This window comes from uncultured Shewanella sp., from assembly GCF_947495455.1.
GTDB lineage: Bacteria > Pseudomonadota > Gammaproteobacteria > Enterobacterales > Shewanellaceae > Shewanella.
On the sequence record NZ_CANLZC010000225.1, the window covers coordinates 1 to 1,145 of the forward strand.

The 1,145-nt window shown below is 31.3% G+C and carries 1 protein-coding gene; it reads right to left on the reverse strand.

Going from position 1 to position 1,145, the window contains the following annotated elements:
• Positions 1 to 70: 70 nt before the first annotated feature.
• Positions 71 to 700 carry a methyltransferase domain-containing protein gene (locus Q0791_RS24870; RefSeq protein ID WP_299011948.1) on the reverse strand — a complete coding sequence of 210 codons (630 nt, stop codon included), beginning with the start codon at positions 698 to 700 and terminating at the stop codon, positions 71 to 73.
• Positions 701 to 1,145 lie beyond the last annotated feature (445 nt).

A 1,145-nucleotide genomic window follows, 5' to 3' on the forward strand; every position in this document is an offset into this window, starting at 1 on the left:
GGATTGATAAAAGACACAGACTTGTGTGACATGTCTACTTTGCTCCCTAATGTGACATCTTTAACTTGCCTTAACACGCACCGGACACACAAGTTGCATATAAAGCCGCCTGTTTTAATATCCAATTAGGAATATTCTCATTAATAACGATATCACTAAATGAAACACTTCCTGTTGGTTTTAATACTCTATATATTTCTCTCATGACTTTATTCTTATCAGATGATAAATTAATCACACAGTTTGAAATCACTCTATCGATACTCATATTATCCAGAGGAATAGCTTCAATTAACCCATTCTTTAACTCAACATTATTCAGTTGTAAGCTATCCACTTTTTTTTGCGCAATAGACAACATCTCATCAGTCATATCTATGCCTATGACTCGCCCACTTTGTCCTACTTTTTCAGCTGCAAGGATAACATCTAGCCCAGTACCACACCCTAAGTCTAATACTGTTTCTCCTGCTTTAATCTTGGCAATATCAATGGGATTACCACAAGAAAAATTATACTCAAATATGTGACTATCAATATCAGCAAGTCCATCAATAGCGTATCCTGAAAGAGATAAAATAGCATCGCTTTTAGTAGCCATGATCCTTCCGTTCTCACTAAAAGATGACTGTGTGGAAAGTGCGTTTGCATAGGCTTTTCTAATGGTATCTTTATTAAAGCTATCCTTTTTATGTTGCATATTAACCAACCTTCTCGTTTTCTATCTAAAAAATATTTCCATTATGAAGCTATTAATTTATAATTCCCTTTCACATGTTACTCTCTTAGAAATAATTTAAGTTTAAGGCGTGAGCTAATTTATTGCCTGAAATTACATTTTAGTTTTACTGAACAATTTTTCAACAAACAAAAAGATTGATAAAAAAACGAAAAATGAAAACTTAATAAAAACAATATAAAGACAGATAACACCACAGTTAATACATTAATAATGAAAGTATGATTTTAAAGACACAATCTAAATTTTGGTATTAGTTTAGTATTAGTTTTAAAGCATTTTCAACTAACAGTCTTCTTTTAAGTATTATAAAAGTATTAGACAAGTATTGACGTGGTTTAATTGATACGACTAACCCAGTTAAGACATAATTGATTTAACTGGAGATTGAAATGAAAACACGTAA